Below are 18,567 nucleotides of genomic sequence, written 5' to 3' on the forward strand. Positions count from 1 at the left end.
CGGGTCATGCCATGAGCACGTTCAGTCTTGTTTTGCATAGAGTTCTTTGCGCCGCGCCGGGTAGATGATGGTGGTGAGCAGCTCGGTGCTGACGCTGATGAAGATGACGAAGCTGGCCACCACCAGGGTGGCACCGCGGATGGCGGCGTAGTCCTGCAGGGCGATGCTGTTGATGAGCCAGCGGCCGATGCCGTGCCACTCGAACACCACCTCGGTGATCATGGCGGAGGTGAGCACGCTGCCCAGCTGCAGGCCCAGCAGCGGCAGCACCGGCGGCAGGGCGTTCTTGAGGCCGTGGCGCCAGACGATCTGGCGGCGGGAGAGGCCGCGGCTGGCCGCTGCCTTGATGTAGTTCTGCTTCATCACGTCGATGAGGGAGCTGCGCACGTGGCGGATCACCTCGGTGGTGGGCACCACCGCCAGCACCAGCGAGGGCAGGATCAGGTGGCGCAGGGCGTCGTGCAGGGCAGCCTGGCGCCAGGGCTCGTGGCTCATCAAGACGTCGATGAGGGCGATGCCGGTGATGGAGGGCACGTCATAGAGCAGGCTGATCTGGCCGGAGGCGGGCAGCCAGCCCAGCTCCAGCGAGAAGAACATCACCACCAGCAGTGCCAGCCAGAACACCGGCACCGCGTAACCGATGAGGCCGGCGGTCATGATGGTGAGATCGAGCGGCTTGCCCTGGGAGAGGGCCGCCAGGGTGCCGAGCGGAATGCCCACCAGCAGCGAGATGGCAAAGGCCGCCCCGCAGAGGATCAGGGTGGCGGGGAAGTAGTGACGGATCTCGTCCAGCACCGGCAGGCCGGAGACGCTGGAGAGCCCCAGATCCCCATCCAGAATGCGGCGCAGGAAGTCGGGGTAGCCGCTCCAGAAGCTGGCTTGCTGGCCGATGAGACGCACGTCCAGCAGGTAGGCGACGAAGGTCAGCGCCAGCAGGGTGATGAGCAGCAGATTGATGCGACGCAGGATATAGAGAAACATGCTTACTCCCGATAGGCCTGGTTGAAGACGGTGCCGCCAAAGGGCATCAGGGAGAGCCCCTCGATGTCGCTGCGGCTGACCTGGGTACGCAGGGCATGGGCCAGCGGAATGAGCGGCATCTGTTCGTTGAGCAGGGTCTGGGCGTAATAGTAGTTGCGCAGCCGAAACGCCAGCTGGGGCGTGGTCACCGCGTCGTCCAGCAGCTGATCAAACGCCGGGCTGCACCAGCGGCTGTAGTTGTTGCCGCGCTCGACGGCGGCGCAGCTCAGCAGCTGGCGAAAGAAGTTGTCCGGGTCTGCGTTGTCGGCGATCCAGCCGCTGAGCAGACTGTCGTACTGACCCTGGGCGAGGCGGGCCTCGATGACCGGCCACTCCTGCTGCACGATTTTGAGCTTGATGCCGATCTTGGCCAGATCGCTTCGCATCAGCTGGGCGGTCTTGAGGGCATCCGGGTTGTAGGCGCGCGAGCCCGGCTGCACCAGCACCTGCATCTCGAAGCCTTGCGCCAGTCCCGCCTCCTTGAGCAGCTGGCGCGCCCGCTTGAGATCCGGCTGGCGCATCGGCAGGGAGGGGTTGTAACCCCAGGAGAGCGGCGGCAGCAGGCTGTTGGCGGGCTGGCCCGTCTCGAAATAGACCGCCTGCAGCAGGTTGTCGATGTTGATGGCGTTGGCGATGGCCTGGCGCACCTGCACCTTGTTGAACGGTGCCTTGCGGGTGTTGAGGGCGAGGAAAGCGACGTTCATGCCGGACTGCACCGCCAGGCTGAGGTCGGGATCCTTGTCGATCACCGACAGCTGGCTGGCGGAGGGGGTGCTCATCACGTCGCACTCGCCGGTCAGCAGTTTGGCCAGCCGCTTGGAGGATTTGGGGGTGATGTCGTAGATGAGCTGCTCAATCTTGGCCTCGCCGCCCCAGTAACCGGGGTGGCGCAGGTAGCGCACGTATTCGTTGTGGCGATACTCCTTGAAGCTGAACGGCCCTGTGCCCACCGGGCGGCTGTCGATGAGCCCCGGGGTGCCGGCCTTTTGCAACTGCTCGGCATACTCGGCGGAGAGCACGATGGCGTAGTCGCTGGCCAGGGTGGCGAGGAAGGAGGCATCCGGCCGGATGAGCTCGAACACGACTTTATCGGCCCCCTTCCGGTAGACCCGCTTGATCAGCTGATCCAGCCCCAGACTGTAGAAGTAGGGGTATTCGCCGCCGGACACCTCGTGATAGGGGTGCAGCTTGTTGAGCAGCCGCTGCCAGGTGAACACAACGTCGTCTGCGTTGAGGGGACGGGAGGGGTTGAACCAGGGCGTGTGGTGAAAGGTCACCCCCTGGCGCAGGGTCAGGGTATAGGAGAGACCATCCTCGCTCACCTGCCAGCGGGTGGCGAGCCCGCCTTCGAGCGCCAGGGTGTTGGGATTCACCTCCAGCAGGCGGTCATAGAGGGGGCGCGAGCTGGCATCCAAGGTCACCCCCGAGTTGGAGACCTGGGGATTGAAGGTCTGGGGCGAGCCTTCCGCACAATAGATGAGTCCCGTCTTGGACGCGTCATCCTGTTTGTGACAACCGGTGAGCAGCACCAGCACACCAAGCAGCAGGGGTTTGAGCATTCTCATTGTCGAACCATGTTTTTATACGAAGTTGCCGGCGATGGGGCCGGCAAGGGGTGGAAGCCGCTCTGGCACGGGCTGCCCGGGTTATTAATCCGCATCGTTGTCACTGTCCAGCAACTGGTATTTGCGCAGCATGCCGCGGAACTGGTGATAGCTCAGGGCCAGCAGTTGGGCGGCTTTGCGCTGATTATACTGGGATTGCTGCAACGCTTGCTTGAGTAAATTAATCTCGTAGCCCGCCACCGCCTGTTTGAGGTCCAGCGGCAGGGTGGCAGTGGCCGCAACGGGCGCCGGTTGCGCCTCGCTCGGCAGCGCCGCGGCGGTGTCGGTGCGAGCCAAGGGCCGCCAGGGGGAATCGAACGGGTTGAGCACCAGCTCGGCCAGCGGCAACTGGGGGTTGCCCTGGCGGTAGATACTGCGCTCCACCACGTTTTTCAGCTCCCGCACGTTGCCTGGCCAGGGGTAATCCAGCAGCAGCTGGGTCGCCTTGCGCGAGAAGCCGGCAAACAGTGGATAGCCGAGCTCCCGGGTCATGCCGTGGGCGAAGTGCTCCGCCAGCATCAGAATATCGTCGCGCCGCTCCCGCAAGGGGGGCAGGGTGATGACGTCGAAGGCGAGCCGGTCGAGCAGGTCGTGGCGAAATTGCCCTTTGTCGGCCAGCGCCGGCAGATCCTCGTTGGTGGCGCACACCAGCCGCACATCCACCTTGAGGGCCTTGGCGCCGCCCACCCGTTCGAACTCCCCGTACTCGATGACCCGCAGCAGTTTTTCCTGCACCCGGGCGCTGGTGGTGGCCAGCTCGTCAAGGAAGAGGGTGCCGCCATCGGCCCGCTCGAAGCGACCCTGGTGACGCTTGGCGGCACCGGTGAAGGAGCCCGCCTCGTGGCCGAACAGCTCGGTCTCCAGCAGGCTCTCGCTCAGGGTGGCGCAGTTGACGGTCACAAAGCTTTGATCCCAGCGCGCCGAGAGATAATGTAGGCGGTGGGCGATCAGCTCCTTGCCGGTACCCCGTTCGCCGATGATCAGCACGGGCTTGCGCAGCGGCGCCAGGCGGGAGGCCTGCTCAATGATCTCGAGAAATGCGTTGGATTCCCCCAACAGGCTTTCCGTGGCCGTGGTCATAGTCATCCCCGTGAGTCGGTGAAAGCTGGTCAATCTTACCAAAAGTTGGTGATTCTAATCATTACTTGTGTGGTGCCTCTTGAAATACGATCGAGCAGCCCCATATAAATCAACAAGTTAAATTCTGTTCCAGATTGGCACACAAGTTGCCATTGTCAATGGAGAAACAACGTATGCCAACCACAGGAGTACAATCATGAGTATTTTTTCCCGCCTGGCCGACATCATCAATTCCAACCTGACGGCCCTGCTCGACAAGGCAGAAGATCCCCAGAAGATGGTGCGCCTGATCATCCAGGAGATGGAAGACGAATTGGTGAAGGAGCGATCCAACCTGGCCCGCTTCCTCGCCAACCAGAAAGAGATCGGCCGCCAGGTCGCCCGCCATCAGGAGCGGGTCGCCGAGTGGCAGGGCAAGGCCGAGCTGGCCCTGAGCAAGGAGCGGGAAGACCTGGCCCGCGCTGCGCTTATCGAGAAGAAGAAGCAGGCCGAGCTGGCCGACTCCCTCTTGCGTGAGCAGCAGGCGGTGGACAGCGGCATCGAGAAGCTGGGGGAGGAGATCCGTCAGCTGGAAGCCAAGCTGGAAGATGCCCGTGCCCGCCAGAAGGCGATGGCCATTCGCACCGAAGCGGCCAGCAGCCGTCTCAATGTGCAGAGCCAGGTGGCCCGTGGCGACAGCCAGGCGGTGGTGAGCAAGTTCGAACGCATGGAGCGCCGCATCGACGAGATGGAGGCCCGCGCCGATCTGGGGCAGTCCGACAAGGCGCTGGCCCAGCAGTTTGCCGAGCTGGAAGCCGACGATCAGATAAGCAAAGAGCTGGAAGCCATGCGCCAGAAGCTGGGCCAGAGCGACACCACGCCGAAACAGGGAGAATAACAGATGGAAGATCTGCTGGGTGTGTTGATGGTTCCCATGGTGGTCTTCATGGTAGTGGTGGCCCCCATCTGGCTGGTGCTGCACTACCGCGCCAAGGGGCGCATTGGCGCCGGTCTTGCCGATGGCGAGCGTGAACAGCTGCAGGGTTTGCTGGTGCGTGCCGAGAAGATGCAGGAGCGGGTCGGCGCCCTGGAGTCGATTCTGGATGCCGAGGTTCCTGGTTGGAGAAACAAGGTATGACACAGTGGAGCAAAGAGGGGCGCAACCTCTATCGTGACCCCCAGCGCGGCAAGATAGCCGGGGTCTGTGCCGGTCTGGCAGAGTACTTCGGGGTGGAGACCTGGATCGTGCGGTTGCTGGCCATCAGCGGCCTCATCTTCGCCGGTTTCATCACCTTCACCGCCTACGTCGCCGCCTGGTTTCTGCTCGACAAGAAGCCGGTCACCCTTTACGCCCAGGAGGATGCCGACTTTGCCGAGGTGCGGATGAAGGCGCGCAGCTGGCAGGCAGGCGTCACGCCTCATCAGGCCCTTGCCCGCATCGGCCAGGAGCTGGATGCGCTGGAGCCCAGGGTGCAGCGCATCGAGAAGCTGGTGACCTCCAAGGAGTTCACCCTGCAGCGGGAGTTTCGCAACTTGTAAGGCCTGAGCGGTACGATGGCCCCGCCGGCCTGGACTTGCCTCTGATGGCAGGGGAGGCGGGCGGGGATCATGACGAGGGTGGTGCTGCCTGCCACCCGCTTCGCCGGGCAGCTACGGGAGAACAGAACAAGCCTTGATACTCAATAAACTGGAACAGCAATTCAATCGCCTGCAGCACAAGGCAAGCGACGTGGTGAACCGGGTACGGGATCGCCACATCCGGCTGGCAGTCACCGGCCTCTCTCGCAGCGGCAAGACCGCCTTCATCACGGCGCTGGTTAACCAGCTGGAACACGCGGCCATCGATGGCCGGCTGCCCCTGTGGGATGCCCTGCGCCAGGGGCGCATCCTCGGCGCTCGCCGGGTACCCCAGCAAAATGCCCACATTCCCACCTTCCCCTACGAGCGTGGCCTCGACTCTCTGTTTGGCGATCCGCCGGCCTGGCCCGAGCCGACCCGCGGGGTGGCCGAGGTACGCCTCGAAATTCGCTATCGCACCCGTCATCCGCTGCGCAAACACTTGGGGGAGATCTCCACCCTCTACGTGGATCTGGTGGACTACCCCGGGGAGTGGCTGCTCGACCTGCCGCTGCTGGAGATGAGCTACGAGCAGTGGAGCGAGCAGGTGCGCGAGCAGCTGCGCCGCCCCGAGCTGCAGACCCTGGCCGCCGGCTGGCTGGCACCCGCATGGCAGGCGGAGCAGGACTTCGAGGAGCGGCCGGTGGCCCAGCTCGCCGAGCGCTACACCGATTATCTGCACGCCTGCAAGCGTGAGCTGGGGCTGCACCTGATCCAGCCCGGCCGCTTCGTGCTGCCGGGGGAGTATGTCGGTGCCCCCATGCTGCAGTTTGTGCCCTGGGTGTGGGACAAGCCTGCCGGCGAGCCCGCCGAGGGGACCCTCTACGCCACCCTCAAGCAGCGCTTCGAGCAGTACAAGCAGCATCTGGTGCAGGGGTTTTATGAGCAGCACTTCGCCGGTTTCGATCGCCAGATCGTGCTGGTGGATTGCCTGCAGCCCCTCAACGCCGGGGCGGCCAGCTTTGGCGACATGCAGCAGGCCATCGCCCGCATCATGGAGAGCTTTGCCTACGGCAAGAGCAACTGGTGGCGGCGGCTCTTCTCGCCGCGCATCGACAAGCTGCTGTTCGTGGCGAGCAAGGCCGATCACGTCACCCCGGAGCAGCATGGCTCTATGGTCTCCCTGCTGCAGCACCTGGTGCGCAGCGGCCGCGGCCAGGCCCGTTTTGAAGGGATTGCCACCGAGTGTCTGGCGCTGGCCGCCATCAAGGCGACCGAGGTGGGCAAGGGGGTGGCCGATGGCCGCGAGTTCCCCGCCATCCGTGGCACCAGCCTGAGCGGTGAATCGCTCTTGCTGTTTCCGGGTGAGGTGCCATCCCATATCCCCCCTGCGCAGTGGTGGAACAATCAGGGCTTTGATTTTCAGGTTTTTCGCCCGCTGCCCATGAGCGCCCATCAGGCGCTGCCCCATATCCGGCTCGATGCGGCGCTGGAGTTTCTGCTCGGGGATCACCTCGAATAAGGGTGTGCGGCCGGGGTTGTTTCCGTCGCCGCACCCAGAAGACGGTTTTCAGGAGAAGCGATGAACGATCAGACAAAAGCGCAGCCGCCGCTGCAGGGCAAGGTGATCCTGGAGCCCACCTTGACGACAGCTGACGACCAGCGAGCGTCGGCACCCGCCCAGCGACTGGAGGAGGCGAGCTTCGAGCGCCTCGATGAGCTGGAAGAGCTCACCGAGGTGGAGAGCGCCCTCGTCATCAAGCCGCGCCGCCGTCATCGGCTGCTGGCCTGGGGGCTGGGGGCGGTCGGCCTGCTCTCTCTGGGCCAGTACGGCGCCTTTCTCTACGATCAGTTTCTCACCACCCCGCTCTGGGGCGGCGCCTGGCTGGCGGCCTCGGCACTGGTGGCGGCGGGTACCGCCGGGGTAGTGGGGCGCGAGTGGCTGCGCCTGCGCACCCTCAAGCGGCGCCAGGATGTGCGCTCGCGGGCCGAGGATCTGCTGACCCATCAGGGGGTCGGCCAGGGGCAGGGGTTTTGCGAAGGGCTGGCCGAGCGCAGCGGCGACAAGGGGCGCGAGGGGTATCAAACCTGGCTCGCCCAGCTCGACGAGAGCCACAACGATCGGGAGGTGTTGACCCTCTACAGCCAGCTGGTGCTCGGTGAGCGCGACAAGCTGGCCCAGGCGCGGGTGGCCAAATGGTCGGGGGAGGCCGCCGTGCTGGTGGCCCTGAGCCCGCTCGCCACCGTCGACATGATGCTGATGCTGTGGCGCAACCTGCGGATGATAGAGGACATCGCCGATGTCTACGCCATCGAGCTTGGCTACTGGAGCCGCATCCGCCTCATCCGTCAGGTGTTTCGCAACATGCTCTACGCCGGCGCCACCGAGCTGGTGACCGAGGTGGGAATGGACTTGCTGGGGGCCGAGCTCACCGCCAAGCTCTCCGCCCGTGCCGCACAAGGGGTGGGGGCCGGGCTGCTCACCGCCCGGCTCGGCCTGCGCACCATAGAGGCGTGCCGCCCGTTGCCCTGGTGCGCGGACGAGAAGCCGAGACTGGGAGAGCTGCGCAAGCGGCTGATCGGTCAGCTGGCGGGCTACCTCAACAAGGGGTGAGCACCAGGCCAGGGGCTCGATTGTGGTTGTCACAAATTATTTACAATTGTCCGCGACAGCCGACCCCTGGGTCGGCTGCTTTTTTGGGGGGCAAACCGTTACAGTGATCTCATCGCGCAATGGCGCCACACCGCCCGGATGGCGGGTTGCAACCCAGAGGATGGAGTCACCCATGGCAAGTCTCTACACCGCCCACCAGCCGGACGAAGCGGGCACGATCCACTACTCGGACGAGGAGCACGGCACCTGGCAGATCCTGATCGCACGCCAGCTGGCTGCGCTCGAAGGCAAGGCCTGTGACGAGTACCAGGCCGGGCTGGCGCGGCTCGACCTGCCCCGGGATCGGATCCCCCAGCTGGCCCAGATCAACGCCGTGCTGCAACCGGCCACCGGCTGGTCGGTGGCGGCGGTGCCGGCACTCATCTCCTTTGACCGCTTCTTTGCCCTGCTGGCCAACCGCCAGTTTCCAGTGGCCACCTTCATCCGCCGCCGGGACGAGCTCGACTACCTGCAGGAGCCCGACATCTTTCACGAGATCTTCGGCCATTGCGCCATGCTGACCAACCCCGCCTTCGCCCACTTCACCCATGTCTATGGCCAGCTCGGCCAGCGGGCCGGCAAAGAGGATCGGGTCTTTCTGGCGCGGCTCTACTGGTTCACGGTGGAGTTTGGCCTGCTGGCCACGCCGGAGGGGCTTCGCATCTACGGTGGCGGCATTCTCTCCTCCATCGGCGAGACGGCCTATGCCCTCGGCAGCCAGCCGGTATTGCAACCCTTTGATCCCATCGAGGTGCTGCGCACCCCGTATCGCATCGACATCATGCAGCCCACCTATTTCGTGCTGCCCGAGCTTGATGAGCTCTATCGTCTGGCGGAGCAGGACATCATGGCCATGGTGGCCGAGGCGCGCCGCCTGGGGCTGCGTCCACCCCGTTTTGCACCGGCCGGCGGCAAGCAGGCGAGCTGAGTCGCCCGCCGGTGTTGATCACCCCTTTTCATCGATACACAAGGAGAGTCCCATGTCCGAACTGGCCAGCCAGCAGTGTGAAGCGTGCCGCGCCGATGCCCCCAAGGTGAGCGAGCAGGAGCTGAGCGAACTGATGCGCCTCATCCCCGACTGGCAGCCGCTGGTGGTAAAGGGTGAGCTGCAGCTGCGGCGCGAATTCACCTTCCGCAATTTCAAGGAGGCGCTCGCCTTCACCAACCGGCTGGGTGAACTGGCGGAGGCGGAGTTTCATCATCCCGCCATCCTCACCGAGTGGGGCAAGGTGACCGTCAGCTGGTGGACCCACAAGATAGGTGGCTTGCACCGCAACGACTTCATCATGGCGGCGCGCACGGACGAGCTGCTGAAGTGAAGAGGCCATTCCTCATCGACAAATTGCTCAAATAAACGCCTGTAGATGACGCGGGCCTGCCCGGTGAAAACGGGGCGGGCCCGCATTTTTATGGGCTGGCGCTCGCACTGGCGGGATCGAGTCTGTATTATCCGGTCATTCATAGAGTTAGCTAGGAAGTGTGTCCCGAATGCGTCTTGAAGTCAGCTGTGAAGACCGCCTGGGCCTGACCCGGGAACTGCTCGACCGCCTGGTGGAGCACAACATCGATCTGCGCGGCATCGAAATCGATACCTCAGGCATCATCTATCTCAACTTTCCCGAGCTGGAGTTTCGTGATTTCCAGCACCTGATGCCGGAGATCCGCCGCATTCCCGGCGTCTATGACGTCAAGACCATCCCCTACATGCCCTCCGAGCGCGAGCATCACGAGATTGAGGCGCTGCTCAAGGCGCTGCCGGATCTGGTCTTCTCCCTCGATGCCAAGGGCAAGGTGACCCAGGCCAACCAGTCCGCCCTCACCACCCTGGCCCTGCCGGTGGAGGAGGTGCGCGGCGCGGCGCTCGGCTCCCTGGTCAAGGGCTTCTCCTTCAGCCGCTGGCTGGAGGCGAGCGAGATCCGCCCGCAGACCTGCAAGCTCAGCATCGGCGGTGAGGAGTATCTGGCGGATCTGATGCCGTTGTTCGTGGCCGAGGAGAAGGGCAAGCAGGCCCTGGCCGGCGCCGTGGTGGTGCTCAAGTCCGCCCGCCGGGTTGGCATGCACTTCAGCGCGCTGCACGCGGTGGAAGTGGGGGGCTTTGAACACCTGCAGGCCGAGAGCCAGAAGATGAAACAGGTGCTGGCCCAGGCGAGCAAGCTGGCGATGCAGGATGCGCCGCTGCTGATCGTCGGCGAGACCGGCACCGGCAAGGAGCTGCTGGCCCGCGCCTGCCACGGTGCCAGTCTGCGCTCCAGTCACCCCTTCATGGCGCTCAACTGCGCGGCCATGCCGGACAACGTGGCCGAGAGCGAGCTGTTTGGCTATGCCCCCGGCGCCTTTGGCAACAACACCGAGGGCAAGCGCGGGGTACTGGAGCTGGCCAGCGGCGGCACCCTGATGCTGGACGAGATCGGCGACATGTCGCCCCATCTGCAGACCAAGTTTCTGCGGGTGCTGCAGGACGGCGTGTTCCGCCGGGTTGGCGACGAGCAGGAGGTGAAGGTCAATGTGCGCTTCATCTGCACCACCCAGAAGCAGCTGCTGGATCTGGTGCACGAGGGCAAATTCCGGGAAGATCTCTACTACCGCCTCAACGTGCTGAGTCTGGCGCTGCCGCCGCTGCGCGAGCGCAAGGCGGACATCATGGCGCTGGCCCAGCAGTTCGTCTCCCGTTTTGCCAGCGAACTGCAACGTCCGCGCCCGCGCTTTACCCGCAACATGGCCGAGTACCTGACCGCCTATCGCTGGCCCGGCAACGTGCGCCAGCTGCGCAACTGCCTCTATCGTGCCATGACCTTGCTGGAAGGGGACGAGATCGGACCGGAGCACGTGGACTTGCCGGTGGCCGCCGATGCCATGCCGCTCATCGACGAGTGGTTCGAAGGGGGGCTGGACGAGGCGGTGAAACGCTTTGAGAGCCGGCTGCTGGAGCGGCTCTACCCGGCGTTCCCCTCCACCCGTCAGCTGGCCAAACGGCTGGGGGTGTCGCACACCGCCATCGCCAACAAACTGCGGGAATACGGGATCAGCAAGAAGTAACCCCATGAATGTAACTTATCGCAGGGCTCACGCCGGGGTGGGCCCTTTTCATTATTGTGACGCCAGCCCGGCCAACCCCTTGCTCTGCGGGCTGCGCCTTGTCATGCTGCTGACAAGTTCAATACTATCTCCTGCCGGCTCACCCCCTTCGGGTCTGTGCCCTGTGTGGTTGCTGAGGCGGGTGTAAGCGCAGGCATGATGCACTCTTTTTCACTGTTCAGGATCCTTGTCTGGCTGGCGCCCCTGTTTTGCTCGCTGGCCCTCTCCAGCGAGTCGCCCCCGCTCACTGCGGCCGAGCTGCGGTCCGAGCAGGTACGCCAGACCGTGCTCGACATTCTCAGCTATACCCGCTGGCCGAGTGAACCGAGCGAGCTGCGCCTGTGCGTGGCGGCGCCGACGGAGTACGCCACCGCGCTCTTTTCCATCAAGCAGCAGGCCAACGGCCGGCCGGTCAGCGTCCATCGCTACGAGATCGATGACGAGGCGATCGGCCCCCAGTGCGACGTGCTCTATCTGGGGGTGCTCTCCTCCGAGCGGCGCTTGCCGCTGTTCGAGCGGCTGCGTGGCTACCCCATCCTCAGCATCAGCGAATCCAGCTCGGAGTGCGTGGCCGACGCCGTCTTCTGCCTGCAGATCGGCAAGGAGCGGATCCGGTTCAGGGTCAATCTGGATGCCCTGGCCAGGAGCGGAGTGCGGGTGCATCCGGCGGTGCTCAAACTGGCCAAGGCCGATGAGGGGGGGTCATGATAGGTCTGTTTCGCCCCCCCTCCCAGCGCCTCACCTTGCGACAGAGTCTGGGACGCACCCACCTGGTGACGTCCCTGACCGCGGTCTGCATGGCCGGTCTGCTGCTGACCGGCATCGCCCTGCTGGCGCTGCGGCTCTATGCGGATCACAATCTGGAGCTGGTCGCCCGCGCCATCGGCTATACCAGCGAAGCGGCCGTGGTGTTCCACGACGAGGATGCGGCCCGGGAGGCGCTGGAGGCCATCCTCACGCACGAAGACGTGGCGCAGGCCAGCATCTATCTGCCGAGCGGCCAGCTGCTGGCGAGCTGGAGCCGGGCCATGAGCACCCCCTGGTCCGGCCTTGAGCAGTATCTGGCGCGGATCATCCTGCCGGGGCCGGTGGATCAACCCATGATGCGGGGGGGCATGGAGATCGCCCACATTCACCTGGTGGGGCACGGCCAGTATCTGTTGTTGTTCCTGCTGCAAACCCTGCTGGCCATGCTGCTCTGCCTGGTGCTCAGCACCCTGGGGGCCCTCTATGTGGCGCACCGGATGCAACACTCCCTCACGGCGCCGCTCAAGGAGCTGGCCCAGGTGGCCCACAGCGTGAGCCGCCAGCGGATCCTCGCCATGCGGGTGCCGGAGGCCAACATCGCCGAGCTGCACGAGCTGGGTCAGGATTTCAACTCCCTGCTCGACGAACTGGAGGCCTGGCAGGCCCACCAGCGGCGGGAGAATGCCAGCCTGTTGCACCAGGCCACCCACGATGCCTTGACCGGCTTGCCCAATCGTGCTCTGTTTGAGGCTCGTCTGGATCAGGCGGTCACCACGGGCCGGCTGCATGACGAGCGCTTCGCGCTGCTCTACCTCGATTGTGATCGCTTCAAGCAGATCAACGACACCCTGGGCCATGCCGCCGGGGATGACGTGCTGATCGCGCTGGCCAGACGGGTACAACATCAGCTGCGGCCGATGGATCTGGTATGCCGTCTGGGGGGCGACGAGTTTGCCATCCTGCTCACCCCCCTCTCCCTGGTGGAGGAGGCGGAGGATGTGGTTGCCCGCATCCAGCAGGCCATGGCGGACCCCGTGGTACTGGGGGACGGCAGCCAGCTGGTGGCGGCCGTCAGCATTGGCGTCGCGCTGTATCCGGATCAGGGGCAGAGTGCCGCCGATCTGCTGCAGCAGGCGGACCATGCCATGTACCAAGCCAAACGGCTGCGTCGGGAGCTTGCACTCCATGAGCAGCTGGAATTCGATGTCTCTGCTGAGGAAAAATAACAATGAAGATCCATGTCCTGATGAAAACCGGCTTGATCGGTCTGCTGCTGAGCGTGCTGATGGGTTGCCAGAGTGCTCCCTACGGCCTCACGGCAGAACAGATCGCCGTACTCAAGGAACAAGGCTTTCGCCTGACCGACGAGGGTTGGACTCTGGACTTCTCCAACCGTGTGCTGTTTGCCAACAACGCGGATGCCCTGACCCCCAAGACGCGCGTCGTGGTGGAAAAACTGGGGACGACGCTGCTGGAAGTGGGCTTGAACCGGGCGCGGATCGATGGTCATACCGATTCCAACGGGGCGGCGGACTATAACGATCAGCTCTCCTACAAGCGGGCGCAGTCGGTGGCCGACGTGCTGGTTTCGGTCGGCATGCCGCAGGCCAACCTGGACATCCGGGGCCGTGGCGAGCGCGATCCGATAGCCGACAACAAGACGGCTGCCGGTCGGGCCGAGAACCGCCGCGTGGCAATTGTCATCAGCAATGAATGACACGGTTGTGTAGATACAAAAAGAGCGCCATCAGGCGCTCTTTTTTGTGGCTCGCCGTTATTGCTGCTTGAACTTCTCGCGGTCGTGATGACTGCGCAGGCGGATGTTGATCATCTCCACCGTCAGCGAGAAGGCCATGGCGAAGTAGATGTAGCCCTTCGGAATGTGCAGGTCCATCCCCTCGGCCATCAGCGCAAAGCCCACCAGGGTGAGGAAGGAGAGGGCCAGCATCTTGATGGTGGGGTGGTTGTCAACGAAGTCGCCGATGGCCTTGGCGGCGAACATCATGATGAAGACGGCGATCATGATGGCCAGCACCATGACCGGCACGTGATCCGCCATGCCCACGGCGGTGATGACCGAGTCCAGGCTGAAGACGATGTCGAGAATGGCGATCTGGATCAGGGTGCTGATGAAGCCGGAGGCGGCCGTGCTCACGCTCTCGGGCTCGGCGGCCCCCTCCAGGGTAGCGTGGATCTCGTGGGCACTCTTGCCGATAAGGAACAGGCCCCCCAGCAACAGGATGAGATCGCGGCCCGAGATGGCCTCGCCCAGCACGGTGAACAGCGGCTCGGTGAGGCGCATCACCCAGGCGAGCGATAGCAGCAGCAGGATGCGGGTGCCCATGGCAAGCGCCAGCCCCAGGATCCGCGCCTTCTGGCGCTGGGCTTCCGGCAGACGGCCGACCAGGATGGAGATGAAGATGATGTTGTCGATGCCGAGTACGATCTCGAGCAGGGTCAGGGTGGCGAGCGCGACCCAGGCAGAGGGGTCCAGAACCCATTCCAGCATGATGAAACCTTGGTTGAAAAAAGTGAAGCAGCGCATTTTAGCAGGGGAGTCACGGCTTGTCCCTGCGCCTTGAAAAGATAAAATGGCGGGCGTCTGCAGGGAGGATATCATGTTTCGTTTAGGACTCATCATCAATCCGGTCGCCGGCATCGGCGGCGCGGTCGGTCTCAAGGGCAGTGACGGCATGGTGGCCGAGGCGCTGGCCCGTGGCGCCGTGCCCAAGGCTTGCGAGCGGGCTCGTCAGGCGCTGCTGCCATTGTGTGAACTGGCGGAGCGCTTCGAGTTGCTGACGGTGGCGGGGGAGATGGGGGCCGGGCTTGCCGGCGAGCTCGGTCTGCCCTGTCGCATCGTCTACCAGCCCGCCACTGTGCCCACCACGGCGGCCGATACCCGCGCGGCGGCGCTGGCGCTGCGCGAGGCCGGCGTCGATCTGCTGCTGTTTGCCGGCGGTGACGGCACGGCGCGGGACATCTGTGCGGCGGTGGGGGAGTCGTGCCATGTGCTGGGCATTCCGGCCGGCTGCAAGATCCACTCAGGGGTGTACGGGGTGACCCCCGCCGCCAGCGGCCGGGTGGCGGCCAGGATGATCGCAGGCGAACTGCTGAGTCTGGTGGATGCCGAGGTGATGGACATCGACGAGGAGGCGTTTCGCGCCGGCAAGGTGCGTGCCCGCCACTATGGCCAGCTGCAGGTGCCCGGCGATCTGCGCTACGTGCAGGCGGTCAAGCAGGGGGGACGGGAGTCCGAAGAGCTGGTGCTGGCGGACATCGCCGCCGGTGTGGTCGAGCAGATGGAGCCCGATACCCTCTATCTGATGGGCTCAGGCAGCACGGTGGCGGCCTGCATGATGGAGCTGGGTCTGGAAAATACCCTGCTCGGTGTGGATCTGGTGGAAAATGGCCAGCTTATCGGGCAGGATCTGTCCGCCGCCGAGATCCTGACCCGGATCCGCGGTCGTCGCTGCCGGCTGATCATCACCCTGATCGGCGGTCAGGGACATCTGTTCGGGCGCGGAAATCAGCAACTGAGTCCAGAGGTGATCCGGGCCGTCGGGCGGGACCAGATCCAGGTCCTGGCCACCAAAGCCAAGCTGGCAGCCCTCGATGGCCGTCCGCTGCTGGTGGATACCGATGATCCGGCGCTGAACCGGTCGTTAAGTGGTTATCTGCGGATCACCACGGGATACAAGGATCAGGTCATCTACCCGGTGGCCAACCCGGAATAGGACATCAAGGATGCGGCTGGCCTGGCGCCAGAGAGCCGCGATCAACCGGATCGCGGTTCCACTCCCCCGAATTATTTTGCCGGCAATCCCGGAAAATGAGGCTGCGTTAAATGACGATTCATGAATTTGAGCACAAGTTGTTGGGACTGATAGACAGCATGGTGGCCACGGCGACCGATGACGAGCTGTTTGCCGGGGGCTACCTGCGCGGCCACATCTCGCTGGCGGTGGCGCGGGCCGAGCTGGAAGGCAAGACCCTGGTGCGGGATGTAAAGAGCTATGTGCTGCGCAGCCTGAACGAGGCCATTTTGCAGGGTGAACTCTCGGAAGAGGATGAGAAGCTGGTGCAGGCGATGTGGATTCGTTTGCAACAACAGGCAGAAGCTTGATCGGTTACACAGTTCAAACAGAAGTTTAAGTTTATTCTTCCCTGAGGTTAGTGAAAGGTTAATAATAAGTTTCGCCTTTTGTTTCAGGGATTAAACTATGGCTTCCTCCTCGCGTATTGCCAATAAACTGCCGCTCGAAATGCTCTATCACTGGGAGCGGCAGTCTCCTGACAGAGTCTATCTGCGTCAAACCATCAACCGAGAATACGTGGACTTCACCTGGGGCGAAGTGGCCGATGAGGCCCGCCGCATGGTGACGGCACTGCGTCAACTGGGGCTGGTGGCCGGCGACAAGGTGGCACTGCTCTCCAAGAACTGCGCCCAGTGGTTCATCGCCGATCTCGCCATGCAGATGGGGCAGTACGTGAGCGTGCCCATCTACCCCACCGCCAACGTCGACACCATCGAATACGTGCTGCGCCACAGCGAGGCCAAGGCCATTTTCGTCGGCAAGCTCGATGACTGGAAGAGCCAGGAGGCGGGGGTGCCCGCCGATCTGCTGCGCATCGCTTTTCCCTATGACACCATGCCGGCGGCCCACCAGTGGGACGAACTGCTGGATCGCCACGAACCGATCCCGGACAGCCCGGTGCAGGCGCCTGACGCCCTGCTGAGCCTGGTCTACACCTCCGGCAGCACCGGCAAGCCGAAAGGGGCCATGCTGAGCGTCGAACGTTACGCCTGGTCGTGCGAGAAGCTGGTGGAGACCGTGGGTCTGACCCAGTCCGACCGCGGTTTCTCCTATCTGCCGCTCGCCCACATCACAGAGCGGGTCTACATCTACGGCGGCAGCCTCTACGGCGGCGCCACCATCGCCTTTCCCGAGTCCCTCGATACCTTCATCGAGGACGTCAAACGCTGCCGTCCCACCGTGTTCATCTCGGTGCCGCGGCTGTGGGCCATGTTCCGCATCAAGATCCTCGAGAAGCTGCCTCAGCAGAAGCTGGCGCTGCTGCTCAAGATCCCCTTCGTCTCGGGCCTCATCAAGCGCAAGCTGCAAAAGGGGCTGGGGCTGGATCAGGCGCGGGTACTTGGCTGCGGCTCGGCGCCGGTGTCGCCGGCCCTGCTTGAGTGGTACCTGAGCATCGGCCTTCAGGTGACCGAAGCCTGGGGCATGACCGAAAACCACGCCTACTCCACCATCAACTACCCGTTTAGGGCCGACAAGATAGGCACGGTCGGCAAGGCAGGGATCGGGGTCAACATCAAGATCTCAGACGAGGGGGAGATCCTCTGTCGCTGCGAGGGCATGATGCTGGGCTACTACAAGGATCCCGAGCACAGCCGCGAGGCCATCGATGAAGAGGGCTGGCTGCACACCGGCGACATGGGCAAGCTGGATCGGGAGGGCTACCTCACCATCACCGGCCGCATGAAGGACGTGTTCAAGACCGCCAAGGGCAAGTATGTGGCGCCGGTGCCCATCGAGGGGCTGCTGGGCCAGGAGCCCATCATCGAGCAGTTGTGCGTGATCGGCTACGGCATGCCGCAGCCGGTGGCGCTGGTACAGCTGGCTGAACACGCCATGAAGGGGGACCGCAATCAGGTCAATGCCCAGCTGGAGGCGGCCCGCAACCGGGTCAACGAGCAGCTGGAGTCCCATGCCAAAATTCGCGGCATCCTGGTGGTGAAGAGCCCCTGGAACATCGAGAACGGGGTGCTGACGCCCACCATGAAGATCCGCCGCCACCTGCTGGAGCAGAAGTACGCGAACCTGGGGGACGCCTGGTCCTCCTCCCAGAGCATCGTCTGGGAGTCCTGACAGGGGATCCGCTGATCACCACAAAGCAACAAGGGGAGCCACTGGCTCCCCTTGTTGTTTCAGGCCATGGCCGATCAGACCGCCTGATACTCCAGTTCGACCGAACCGAGCGCCTTGAGGGTGGCGCGGGCGGAGTCCTGCTGGCTGATCTGGCCATCCTTGCTCTCCAGCAGCACGGCGCGGCGGATGGTGGCGAGATCCTCGCCGCCCAGCACCGCATGGGCACAGGCCATCTGCATCGGTGGCAGGCTGGGGTTGAAGGCGGCGTTCTCGGCGTAGCGGCCGCAGAAGATGCGCCCGTCGGCGAACTGCAGTGCCACCGCGGCATAACCCTGGCTGTAGGGGGCGTAGCTCTGGCGGGCGGCGGCCAGCGCGGCCTGCCACAGCGGATCCTCGCTCTCAAGCTGGAGCTCGTCGTGGGACTGCGGGCTCATCAGGGCGTCCGTGATGTCCAGATCCGCCGGGCCGAACGAGTGAGGCAGGAAGGATTGCAGCGCGCTCAAGTCGTCCGGCAGGGAGACCTTGAGGGTCTTGGCGGTGCTCAGCTCGTTCATGAACTGGCGGCAGTGACCGCAGGGGGTGTAGTTGACGGTGATCTCGGAGATGCCGGTCTCGCCGCCCAGCCAGGCGTTGGAGATGGCGGACTGCTCGGCATGCACCGAGTGGAACAGTCCCTGGCCGGCGAACTCCATGTTGGCGCCGAAATACCAGTTGCCGCTCAGGCCGCAGGCGATGGCGCCGACGAAGAACTTGGAGATGGGGGCCACCGAGCAGGCGGCGGCCAGCGGCAGCAGGGCTAGGCGCAGGGCGCGATCGTCAAGACCGGTAGCGGCTTTCAGGGTCGCGACCTGATCGGCGGTGAAGCGGGCCTGGAAGTCATCGCCCAGCATGGGCAGCAGGGCTGCCTTGAGCGGAGCGGACAGGGTATCGAGTGGCTTGGCAAAACGGGGATGCATAGTGTGTCCTC

Annotated in this window: 19 protein-coding genes; 14 read left to right on the forward strand and 5 right to left on the reverse strand. The window is 64.1% G+C overall.

Features of this window, described 5'->3' with window-relative positions; all coding sequences use genetic code 11:
• Window positions 1–21: 21 nt before the first annotated feature.
• From AB5Y94_RS04570 to pspF, 3 genes are all read right to left on the reverse strand, one after another.
• Window positions 22–981, reverse strand: coding sequence for an ABC transporter permease subunit (locus AB5Y94_RS04570; RefSeq protein WP_005300071.1), 960 nt, complete (start codon window positions 979–981; stop codon window positions 22–24).
• Between the two features lie 2 nt (window positions 982–983).
• Complete coding sequence (sapA, locus tag AB5Y94_RS04575; RefSeq protein ID WP_042050963.1) at window positions 984–2,579, reverse strand: ABC transporter substrate-binding protein SapA; 1,596 nt, start codon at window positions 2,577–2,579, stop codon at window positions 984–986.
• 90 nt (window positions 2,580–2,669) lie between these two features.
• Complete coding sequence (gene pspF / locus AB5Y94_RS04580) at window positions 2,670–3,704, reverse strand: phage shock protein operon transcriptional activator (protein ID WP_042050964.1); 1,035 nt, start codon at window positions 3,702–3,704, stop codon at window positions 2,670–2,672.
• A 196-nt stretch (window positions 3,705–3,900) separates the two neighbouring features.
• Here pspF and pspA point away from each other — a divergent pair, with 196 nt between their 5' ends.
• The 11 genes from pspA to AB5Y94_RS04635 all read left to right on the forward strand — a co-directional run bounded on the left by pspA (window position 3,901) and on the right by AB5Y94_RS04635 (window position 13,432).
• Window positions 3,901–4,581 carry a phage shock protein PspA gene (gene pspA, locus AB5Y94_RS04585; RefSeq protein WP_005300077.1) on the forward strand — a complete coding sequence of 227 codons (681 nt, stop codon included), beginning with the start codon at window positions 3,901–3,903 and terminating at the stop codon, window positions 4,579–4,581.
• 3 nt (window positions 4,582–4,584) lie between these two features.
• Window positions 4,585–4,821 (forward strand): envelope stress response membrane protein PspB, encoded by a 237-nt coding sequence (gene pspB, locus AB5Y94_RS04590; RefSeq protein ID WP_005300084.1) that lies wholly within the window; start codon window positions 4,585–4,587, stop codon window positions 4,819–4,821.
• A complete protein-coding gene (pspC, locus tag AB5Y94_RS04595; RefSeq protein WP_005300085.1) occupies window positions 4,818–5,222 on the forward strand; it encodes an envelope stress response membrane protein PspC in 405 nt (134 codons plus the stop codon). The genes pspB and pspC overlap by 4 nt, the downstream gene beginning before the upstream one ends.
• Window positions 5,223–5,355: 133 nt before the next feature.
• On the forward strand, window positions 5,356–6,762 hold the full coding sequence (locus AB5Y94_RS04600; protein WP_368205050.1) for a YcjX family protein: 1,407 nt from the start codon (window positions 5,356–5,358) through the stop codon (window positions 6,760–6,762).
• A 60-nt stretch (window positions 6,763–6,822) separates the two neighbouring features.
• On the forward strand, window positions 6,823–7,854 hold the full coding sequence (locus AB5Y94_RS04605; protein WP_368205052.1) for a YcjF family protein: 1,032 nt from the start codon (window positions 6,823–6,825) through the stop codon (window positions 7,852–7,854).
• 172 nt (window positions 7,855–8,026) lie between these two features.
• Complete coding sequence (phhA, locus tag AB5Y94_RS04610) at window positions 8,027–8,821, forward strand: phenylalanine 4-monooxygenase (RefSeq protein WP_042007755.1); 795 nt, start codon at window positions 8,027–8,029, stop codon at window positions 8,819–8,821.
• A 52-nt stretch (window positions 8,822–8,873) separates the two neighbouring features.
• Window positions 8,874–9,212 carry a 4a-hydroxytetrahydrobiopterin dehydratase gene (locus AB5Y94_RS04615; protein WP_005300093.1) on the forward strand — a complete coding sequence of 113 codons (339 nt, stop codon included), beginning with the start codon at window positions 8,874–8,876 and terminating at the stop codon, window positions 9,210–9,212.
• A gap of 169 nt (window positions 9,213–9,381) precedes the next feature.
• Window positions 9,382–10,929, forward strand: coding sequence for a transcriptional regulator TyrR (gene tyrR, locus AB5Y94_RS04620; RefSeq protein ID WP_010634201.1), 1,548 nt, complete (start codon window positions 9,382–9,384; stop codon window positions 10,927–10,929).
• Window positions 10,930–11,124: 195 nt separating this feature from the next.
• On the forward strand, window positions 11,125–11,676 hold the full coding sequence (locus tag AB5Y94_RS04625; protein ID WP_208199965.1) for a YfiR family protein: 552 nt from the start codon (window positions 11,125–11,127) through the stop codon (window positions 11,674–11,676).
• On the forward strand, window positions 11,673–12,941 hold the full coding sequence (locus AB5Y94_RS04630) for a diguanylate cyclase (protein WP_368205054.1): 1,269 nt from the start codon (window positions 11,673–11,675) through the stop codon (window positions 12,939–12,941). Before AB5Y94_RS04625 ends, AB5Y94_RS04630 begins: the two co-directional genes overlap by 4 nt.
• Window positions 12,942–12,943: 2 nt before the next feature.
• The gene (locus tag AB5Y94_RS04635; RefSeq protein ID WP_368205056.1) at window positions 12,944–13,432 is read left to right on the forward strand and encodes an OmpA family protein; all 489 of its coding nucleotides are present in this window, start codon (window positions 12,944–12,946) and stop codon (window positions 13,430–13,432) included.
• 57 nt (window positions 13,433–13,489) lie between these two features.
• Here AB5Y94_RS04635 and AB5Y94_RS04640 read toward each other — a convergent pair whose 3' ends face one another.
• Window positions 13,490–14,224: a TerC family protein gene (locus tag AB5Y94_RS04640; RefSeq protein WP_010634198.1), complete on the reverse strand. Its 735-nt coding sequence runs from the start codon at window positions 14,222–14,224 to the stop codon at window positions 13,490–13,492.
• Between the two features lie 109 nt (window positions 14,225–14,333).
• Between AB5Y94_RS04640 and AB5Y94_RS04645 the strand changes: the two genes are divergently transcribed.
• The 3 genes from AB5Y94_RS04645 to AB5Y94_RS04655 all read left to right on the forward strand — a co-directional run bounded on the left by AB5Y94_RS04645 (window position 14,334) and on the right by AB5Y94_RS04655 (window position 17,600).
• A complete protein-coding gene (locus AB5Y94_RS04645) occupies window positions 14,334–15,449 on the forward strand; it encodes an ATP-NAD kinase family protein (RefSeq protein WP_368205058.1) in 1,116 nt (371 codons plus the stop codon).
• 110 nt (window positions 15,450–15,559) lie between these two features.
• Window positions 15,560–15,838 (forward strand): YfcL family protein, encoded by a 279-nt coding sequence (locus tag AB5Y94_RS04650; protein ID WP_005300108.1) that lies wholly within the window; start codon window positions 15,560–15,562, stop codon window positions 15,836–15,838.
• 97 nt (window positions 15,839–15,935) lie between these two features.
• Window positions 15,936–17,600: an AMP-binding protein gene (locus AB5Y94_RS04655; RefSeq protein ID WP_010634196.1), complete on the forward strand. Its 1,665-nt coding sequence runs from the start codon at window positions 15,936–15,938 to the stop codon at window positions 17,598–17,600.
• Between the two features lie 74 nt (window positions 17,601–17,674).
• On the opposite strand, the gene cdd is transcribed toward AB5Y94_RS04655, so the two are convergent.
• Complete coding sequence (gene cdd, locus AB5Y94_RS04660; protein WP_042007764.1) at window positions 17,675–18,556, reverse strand: cytidine deaminase; 882 nt, start codon at window positions 18,554–18,556, stop codon at window positions 17,675–17,677.
• Window positions 18,557–18,567 lie beyond the last annotated feature (11 nt).

Source organism: Aeromonas sp. s5 (genome assembly GCF_040907865.1).
In the GTDB taxonomy this organism is placed as follows: Bacteria; Pseudomonadota; Gammaproteobacteria; order Enterobacterales; family Aeromonadaceae; genus Aeromonas; species Aeromonas dhakensis.